The organism is Streptomyces sp. NPDC051286 (assembly GCF_044455345.1).
Classification (GTDB): Bacteria; Actinomycetota; Actinomycetes; order Streptomycetales; family Streptomycetaceae; genus Streptomyces.
The window spans coordinates 1-5,422 of record NZ_JBITER010000114.1; the positions used below are offsets into that span (position 1 = coordinate 1).

Annotated in this window: 2 protein-coding genes; both read left to right on the plus strand. The window is 71.1% G+C overall.

From position 1 onward, the window contains the following. Positions 1-141: 141 nt before the first annotated feature. The gene (locus tag ACIBB8_RS37345) at positions 142-1,416 is read left to right on the plus strand and encodes an HRDC domain-containing protein (protein ID WP_398959806.1); all 1,275 of its coding nucleotides are present in this window, start codon (positions 142-144) and stop codon (positions 1,414-1,416) included. 241 nt (positions 1,417-1,657) lie between these two features. Further along, positions 1,658-5,287, plus strand: coding sequence for a beta-galactosidase (locus ACIBB8_RS37350; RefSeq protein ID WP_398959808.1), 3,630 nt, complete (start codon positions 1,658-1,660; stop codon positions 5,285-5,287). Positions 5,288-5,422: the final 135 nt, after the last annotated feature.

Consider the following 5,422-nt stretch of genomic DNA (forward strand, 5'->3'; position numbering starts at 1 on the left):
GGCCCACGGCAATCCCCCCCTCCCCCCCCCCCCCCGGGGGGGGTTACCGAACACCCGCACCGGGTTTTTAAACATACTGGGCCGCCCGTCGACGGAACGTTCCGTCGACGGGCGCCGCGCATACACAGATACCCTTGACACGTGACCGACGCCCAAGAGACCGCAGCAGACACTTCACTGCGAACCACCGGGGGCGCTCCCCCGGACGACGTCGCCCCGGCGCCGATCCCCTTGCTCGAACCTCGCGAGGGCATTCCCCCGGTGGCGGCCTCCGACGACGCCCTCGCCCGGGTGGTCGCGGCCTTCGCCGCGGGCACCGGCCCCGTCGCCGTCGATGCCGAACGCGCATCCGGCTACCGCTACGGCCAGCGCGCCTATCTCGTACAGCTGCGCCGCGCGGGTGCGGGCAGCGCGCTGATCGACCCGGTCGGCTGCCCCGACCTGTCGTCGCTCGGCGAGGCACTGCAGGGCAGCGAGTGGATCCTGCACGCCGCCACCCAGGACCTGCCCTGTCTGCGCGAAATAGGGATGACCCCCACCGGGCTCTTCGACACTGAGCTCGCCGGACGGCTGGCCGGATTCCCGCGGGTCGGGCTCGGCGCGATGGTCGAGAGCGTGCTCGGCTACGCGCTGGAGAAGGGGCACTCCGCCGTCGACTGGTCCACCCGCCCGTTGCCCGACCCCTGGCTCCGCTATGCCGCGCTCGATGTCGAGCTGCTGATCGATCTGCGCGACGCGCTCGAAGGGGAGCTCGACCGTCAGGGCAAGCTGGAGTGGGCGCAGGAGGAGTTCGACGCGATCGCCTCGGCGCCGCCCGCTCCCCCGCGCAAGGACCCGTGGCGCCGTACGTCCGGTATGCACAAGGTGCGCCGTCGCCGCCAGATGGCGGTCGTGCGGGAGCTGTGGAACGCCCGCGACCAGGTCGCGCAGCGCCGCGACATCTCGCCCGGCAAGGTGCTCGGCGACGCGGCGATCGTCGAGGCGGCCCTCTCGCTGCCGGTCAACGTCCAGGCCCTGGCCGCCCTGCCCGGCTTCGGCCACCGGATGGGACGGCGTCAGCTGGAGCAGTGGCAGGCGGCCGTCGACCGGGCCAAGGCGCTGCCCGAAGCCGAGCTCCCCCAGCCGGGCCAGCCTCTCGCGGGCCCGCCGCCGCCGCGCTCCTGGGCGGACAAGGACCCGGCGGCCGCCGCCCGGCTGTCGGCGGCCCGCGCCGCGGTGTCGGGGCTTGCCGAGCGGCTGCGCATGCCGCAGGAGAACCTGATCACGCCGGACACGGTGCGCCGAATCTGCTGGGAGCCGCCGAAGAATCCGACGCCGGACGCGGTCGAGGACGCGCTCACCTCGTACGGGGCGCGGCGCTGGCAGGTCGCACAGGTGGCGCCGCTGCTGGTCCGCGCGCTGGCCAAGGCCGCCTGAGCGGATTTCCGAGGTCGAATTCGGGCCAGGTTGTGCGGCCCGCGGCCGCGCCTGACGGCCGCGGGCCCCGCATCACCGGTCCCCACATCGTCGTGTCGGCGGCGCCGCACGCCCTGACGTTCCCGCCGCCTACACAAAATTCACCAAGACGAGACTGTTTCCAACATGGACCAACAGTCTTAAGGTGCGTGTCATAACACTTTCTCTCAGCACGTTGCTTTCAGAAAGGAATGGCATGCCCATGCCATCACGCCCTCGCGCCGCGAGACGGGCGGCCCGCGGGCTCACCGTCGCGCTCACCGCGCTCGCTCTGGGCTCCTTCGGCCTCACCGCCGAAGCGCCCGCGCAGGCCCGGCCGCAGGCGGCGAAGCCCGCTCACACGGTCGGCTACGACGACACGGCCATGACCATCGACGGCAAGCCGCTGTCCATCTGGTCCGGCGAGTTCCACTACTGGCGGCTTCCCAGCCCTGACGCGTGGCGCGACGTCCTGCAGAAGATGAAGGCGGGCGGCTACAACGCGACGTCGATCTACTTCGACTGGGACTTCCACTCCCCCAAGCCCGGCGTGTACGACTTCAAGGGCCTCCGCGACGTCGACAGGCTGCTCGACATCGCGGAGGAGGTCGGGATCTACGTCATCGCGCGGCCCGGCCCCTACATCAACGCGGAGACCGACGGCGGCGGCTTCCCCGGCTGGCTGCTCACCCAGAAGGGCAAGGCCCGCAGCACCGCGCCCGACTATCTCGCCGCCTCCGACGAGTGGCTGTCTCAGATCGACCCGATCATCGCCCGGCACCAGCTCACCAACGGCACGGGCACGGTGATCGCCTATCAGGTCGAGAACGAGTACTACCAGGACACCGACGACGGGCACGCGTACATGCGGCACCTGGTCGACAAGGCGCGCGCCGACGGCATCACGGTGCCGCTGACGGGCAATCACTACGGCCTCTTCACCAAGGAACTCGACATCGAGGGGTACGACGCGTATCCCCAGGGCTTCAACTGCTCCAAGCCGGACGTCTGGCATGACCTGCCCGACTTCTCGGGCGAGAAGAAGCCCGGCGAGCCGCTGTTCCTGGCGGAGTTCCAGAGCGGCGCCTTCGACCCGTGGGGCGGCCGCGGCTACGACAAGTGCCGGCAGCTCACCAACGGTGACTTCGCGAAGGCCGCTTACGAGAACAACATCGCCGCGGGCGCGACGATGCAGAACTTCTACATGGCGTACGGCGGCACGTCCTGGGGGTGGCTGGCGTCCCCGGAGTCGGTCTACAGCTCGTACGACTACGGCGCACCGATCCGCGAGGACCGTCAGCTGACCGAGAAATACCTGGTCATGAAGCGGCTTGGCTACATGCTGCAGTCGGTGGCGCCGCTGACGAAGACGGAGAAGGCCACCGTCGCCGCGCCGGAGAACGGCGCGCTGCTGCGCCGCGACCGGCGCAATCCGGACAACGGCACCGGCATGACGGTCGTGCGCCACAAGGACGTCAACAACAAAACAAAAGACACCACGCATCTCGCGCTCGGTGACTACGCGTCCGTGCCCCAGAAGCCGGGCACCGCGCTGACGATCGACGCCCGCGACTCCAAGCTGCTGGTCTCCGACTACGCGATGGACCATCAGCAGCTGCGCTACTCGACCTCCGAGATCATGACGCACGGGACCTTCGGCGAGCGCGATGTGGCACTGCTGTACGGGCGGCACGGCGAGGACGGCGAGACCGTGCTGCGCTACGCGGACCGGCCCGAGATCCAGGTGCTCAGCGGTCAGGTCGAGCAGACCTGGGACGCGGCGAGCGGCGATCTGCGGCTGAACTACACCCACGACGGCTTGGCCAAGGTGCTGATCACCCCGCCCGGCAGCTCGACCCCGCTCCTCCTGCTTCTCGCGGACGACGCGACCGCCGACACCTACTGGCGCCTCGACACCCCGCAGGGCCCGGTCCTCGCAAGCGGCCCCGAGCTGCTGCGCACCAGTTCCTACGCGGACGGCGTGCTCAAGCTCACCGGGGACACCGACAAGGCGGCGCAGCTGCACGTCATCACCGGTACTCCGGCGACGTCCGTCACCTGGAACGGCAAGCCCGCAAAGGGCGCCCTGGACACCACCGGGGCGAGCCTCGCCGGGCCGAAGCCCGTCACCCTGCCGACCCTGGGCGGCTGGAAGTTCCACCGCGAGACGCCCGAGGCTCAGCCCGGATTCGACGACGCGGCCTGGCGCGCCGCCGACCAGCAGGCCCTGTCGGTGGACCACTACGGCTTCCACGCCGGCTCGGTCTGGTACCGGGGGCACTTCACGGCGGCCGGTACGGAGACCGCGGTGCAGGTCGACGCGACCACGGGGAACGGTGGCGCCTATCTGGCATGGCTGAACGGCACGTACCTGGGCAGCAGCAACGACGCCACGCACCGCTTCGACATCCCCGCCGGGACGCTGAAGCCGGGCAAGGACAATGTGCTGGCCGTCCTCTCGGCCCACACGGCGCACGAGCAGGACTGGTCCGCTGACGACCACCACAAGCAGCCGCGCGGGCTGACGGCGGCACGCCTGGTGGGCTCGGAGAAGCAGATCGGCTGGCGGATCCAGGGCGCACTCGGCGGCGAGGACCCGGTCGATCCGGTGCGCGGGCATCTGAACACCGGCGGCCTGTACGGCGAGCGACACGGCATGTACCTGCCGGGCTACCCGGATGACACGTGGTCCTCCGTCTCGCTGCCCGACAGCGGCGCGAGCGCACCGGGCGTCTCCTGGTACCGCACCACCTTCGACCTCGACCTGCCGGAGGGACAGGACGTCCCCATGGGGCTGACCTTCGCGGACGACAAGGCGAAGAACTACCGGGCGCTGGTGTACGTCAACGGCTGGATGGTCGGTCTGTACGTCAACGACCTGGGTCCGCAGACCACGTTCCCGGTCCAGCCGGGCATGCTGCGCACGAACGGTCACAACACGGTGGCGATCGCCGTCATCGGCGAGGACCCGGACGGCGACGGACTCGGCAAGGTGTCGCTGGAGGCGTACGGGAACCACGCCACGCCCCTGCGCTACCGCAACATCGCCTCGCCGGGCTGGTCGGCCGCGGTCTACCGCGATCCGCGCGCGACCGCCGACGTGACCATCAGCGCCCCGGACACGATCACCCGCGCCGGCACGGGCGAGGTCACGGCCACCTTCGCGCCGCGGCGCTCCACGGCCCGCGACGCCGAGCTCACCCTGAGGCTGCCGGACGGGTGGAAGTCCGAGCCGACGGCCACCCAGTCGCTGGGTGACGTACGGGCCGGACAGACCGTGACCCGTACCTGGAAGGTCACCTCGTCCACCGGAATCGGGCCGTGGTCGACCGTGCTGTCCGCCATGGCGCGGTACCAGGAGGGGACGGCGGCGGCCGCTACAAGCGTCGCCACGCCGCCTGCGGCGCCCGGCGCGGGCACGCGCGACCTCGCGGACCTCGACTTCACGTCCACCAACGGCTGGGGTCCGGTGGAGCGGAACACCTCCAACGGCGAGGACGGAGCCGATGACGGGAAGCCGATGTCGATCGCGGGCACGTCGTACGCGAAGGGGCTCGGCATCCACGCCGACAGTGACGTCACCGTGTACCTGGGCGGGGCCTGCACACGCTTCAGCGCCTCGGTGGGCGTCGACGACGAGACGAACGGCGGCGGCTCCGTCACCTTCAAGGTCCTCGCGGACGGCAAGGAGGTCGCGTCGACCCCGGTCATGCGGGGCAACGCGAAGGCCCTCGCGGTGGACGCCGACGTGACCGGCGCCAAGGTCCTCGACCTGGTCGTCGGTAACGCCGGCGACGGCTATGCGCAGGACCACGGAGACTGGGCGAACGCGACACTGACCTGCACGGGTTGATGTCCGGGGGCGTGGGGGGGGGGGGGGGGGGCCCCCCCCCCCCCCCCCCCCCCCCCCCCCCCGGGGCGGGGGGGGCGCCCCGGGGCGGGGGGTCCCCCCCACGGTTTACCCCCACAGCACTGCTGGGGGGGGGGC